Below are 3138 nucleotides of genomic sequence, written 5' to 3' on the forward strand. Positions count from 1 at the left end.
AAGCCGACGTTTTACGTCGTTTAAAAGATGAAAGAAACTGCTCTAGGATACTGACCAGGGATTATGCTAGAGAAGTGCTCTGACAGTTAAGACCGAAGCCTCACTGGTGCGATAGCAGCCCGAATCAGAGCATGGTGCTGAGATCCGTGGTAATGAAATTGGCGAAGGAATAAATATCCTATCCCGTTTAGAAGATTTTACAGCGACCCACTCAGGTCAGAGCAAATAGTCACCTACAAGGAGGAAAAAATGGTTCGACTACCAGCAGAACCGGAACTAAACAAAGTTCATCCCCAGGCAGCAGGAATAGACATTGGCGGTTCAGAACACTGGGTGAGTATCCCAGCCGAATTAGATCCAGAGCCAGTGCGAAAATTTAGCTGTTTCACTGCCGACTTATATGCCATCGCCGAATGGCTCAAGTCACGAGGAATAACCACGGTAGCAATGGAATCAACCGGAGTATACGATTAGAAGCACTGACGGTACAGGCAATTATTGCTGAAGTCGGTTTAGATCCCACTCGCTTTGCTACCTCTAAACACTTCACTTCTTGGTTAGGTATTTGTCCAGGTAGCAAGATTAGTGGTGGTAAAACCCTCAGTTCTAAAACTCGCACGGTAGTCAATCGAGCCTCCAATGCCTTTCGGATTGCGGCTCAATCTTTAGCAAATAGTCAGACGGCTTTAGGTGGTTTCTATCGCCGCATTCGTACCCGTTCTGGTGCGCCAATTGCAATTACGGCAACGGCTCATAAGTTAGCGCGGATTTTTTATCACTTATGGACTACTGGTGAAGATTTTGTTGATGCTGGTGCAGAAGCTTATGAGCAACAATATCAACAACGTGTATTCAAACATCTAAAACAACGGGCGAAAAAAATGGGCTTCGATCTAGTTCCTGAGCCAATTGTGGCTTGAGTTTCTTAGAAGAGGCTCCGCCAACGGAAGGCATTATCAATCCAGTGTTGTTAGAAGTCAAACGTCAACTGGGCGGACAGGTAGGGGTGTTTTCGGGCGAAGAGTTTAATGTGGATATAGCGGCAGATCTGAATGGGTTCTGTGACTTTTTGGTGAGTCGATCTTCCGAACAGCTCTATATCAAAGCTCCAGTGGTAATGCTAGTGGAAGCGAAAAAGGAAGATCTCAAGCCTGCATTGGGTCAGTGCTTGGCGGAAATGGTGGCGGCGCAACGGTTTAACCTCATGAAGGGTCAAACTATCGAGACAATTTATGGGGTAGTAACGAGCGGGACAGTTTGGCGGTTTTTGCAGTTGACAGGACAAGTCGTATCAATCGATTTAACCGATTACCCGTTGCTACCAGTGGAAAATGTTTTGGGGGTGCTAGTTTGGATGTTACGTGATAACTCGCTTGCGTAGCATCTGCCGATCGGCTAAACCGTTGACTTTAAATCCAGTTGCAACGCGACTCAAAGAGATCGATGTTTCCCCGCCTGCTAAAAATCGCGTTAAATTATAGTAATAAGGTCGCCAAGGATAGACTGTCCCTACAGACCCCCGATCGTTCCACCTTCTGCTAATTGGCATTTTCACCCATGCTGCGAATCATCACACAGCAGACTGAAGCTCAACAAGAGTTGCAGCGAATCAGTTCCCGCACCCATGACGATGCGATCGTCCATAAAGAAGCCACAGTTAATGAAATCGTCCAGACTGTCAAAAGACAGGGCGACAAGGCTTTAATCCATTATACGGCTGAGTTTGACGGTCAATCTCTGACAGTCGATCGGTTGCGGGTCAGTGGTGCCGAATTAGATGCTGCCTATCAGCAGGTATCTAAGGAATTACTCAAAGCGATCGAACTTGCCGCCCAAAATATTGAAGCTTTTCACCGTCAGCGGGTGCCCAAATCTTGGGTGACATTTGGCGAAGATGATGTCGTACTGGGCAAACGCTACAATCCAGTCGATCGAGCGGGTATTTATGTGCCAGGAGGACGCGCTTGCTACCCCAGTACGGTGCTGATGAATGCAATTCCGGCAAAAGTGGCTGGCGTGCCCCAGATCGCAATGGTGACCCCACCCGGAGCTGAAGCAACTCTCCATCCTGCCGTCCTCGTCGCCGCGCAAGTTGCTGGAATCGAAGAGATTTATCGAGTCGGTGGTGCCCAATCGATCGCGGCATTAGCTTATGGGACAGATACAATTGCCAAAGTCGATGTAATTACTGGCCCTGGCAATATCTACGTCACCCTCGCCAAAAAGCTCGTCTATGGCACTGTGGGGATCGACTCCCTCGCTGGGCCGTCGGAAGTATTAATTATCGCCGACGAACGCGCAAATCCGACTCATGTTGCTGCCGATCTCCTTGCCCAAGCCGAACACGATCCGATGGCTGCGGCAATTTTAATTACTACGGATCTTAAATTAGCTACAGCAGTCCAAGCCGCAGTTGAAAGCCAGCTCCAGAACCACCCCCGGCGGACGCTGACCGAGAAATCGATCGCTCATTATGGCTTAATTGTAGTAGTTGAGAGCCTCGAAATTGCCGCCGAATTATCCGATCGATTCGCACCCGAACATTTAGAAATTAAAACCGAAGATCCGTGGGCGTTGGTAAATAAAATCCGTCACGCTGGGGCGATTTTCTTGGGCGATTCTACCCCCGAAGCCGTCGGCGACTATCTTGCTGGCCCCAATCATACCCTCCCGACTTCTGGCGCAGCTCGTTATGCTTCAGCTTTGAGTGTGGAGACATTTATGAAGCATTCGAGCCTAATCCAATATTCACCCGCAGCGTTGAGTAAAGTCGGTGATGCGATCGACGCTCTCACCCAGGCTGAGGGCTTATTTTCGCACGGGGAATCGGTCAGGTTGCGGCTAGACGATGCTGCGGATAAACGGCTGCGCTAGCACGATCGATTGAAACTTTGTGAAATTGCGATCCTTCAAATCGATCGAAGTGCATACACAAGTCGGCTGGACTTCGTTTCTAGATCTGAATCCCCCCCTAACCCTCCTTAAAAAGGGGGGGACCGGATCCGGAAGTCCCCCTTTTCAAGGGGGATTTATAGGGTTTTCGCTTCTATCCAGAGTCGTTAAGGGTAGCCCAACCGATCCAGGTAGGGGCAAATCAATAATTGGCCCAACCGCGCTTTACCTCTTGAGGGGCTGTCG

At 49.1% G+C, this 3138-nt stretch carries 4 protein-coding genes; all 4 read left to right on the forward strand.

Annotated elements, in window-relative coordinates; translation table 11 throughout:
- Positions 1–249: 249 nt before the first annotated feature.
- The 4 genes from RMO79_RS01950 (at position 250) to hisD (ending at position 2874) form a co-directional block, all read left to right on the forward strand.
- On the forward strand, positions 250–474 hold the full coding sequence (locus tag RMO79_RS01950; protein WP_310481369.1) for a hypothetical protein: 225 nt from the start codon (positions 250–252) through the stop codon (positions 472–474).
- Positions 414–920, forward strand: a complete 507-nt coding sequence (locus RMO79_RS01955; RefSeq protein WP_310481370.1) for a transposase — start codon at positions 414–416, stop codon at positions 918–920. Before RMO79_RS01950 ends, RMO79_RS01955 begins: the two co-directional genes overlap by 61 nt.
- Positions 917–1381: a hypothetical protein gene (locus RMO79_RS01960; protein ID WP_310481371.1), complete on the forward strand. Its 465-nt coding sequence runs from the start codon at positions 917–919 to the stop codon at positions 1379–1381. The genes RMO79_RS01955 and RMO79_RS01960 overlap by 4 nt, the downstream gene beginning before the upstream one ends.
- A 176-nt stretch (positions 1382–1557) precedes the next feature.
- Positions 1558–2874: a histidinol dehydrogenase gene (gene hisD, locus RMO79_RS01965; RefSeq protein ID WP_310481372.1), complete on the forward strand. Its 1317-nt coding sequence runs from the start codon at positions 1558–1560 to the stop codon at positions 2872–2874.
- The last annotated feature ends 264 nt before the right edge of the window (positions 2875–3138 follow it).

Source organism: Chamaesiphon sp. VAR_48_metabat_403, from assembly GCF_031422475.1.
In the GTDB taxonomy this organism is placed as follows: Bacteria; Cyanobacteriota; Cyanobacteriia; order Cyanobacteriales; family Chamaesiphonaceae; genus Chamaesiphon.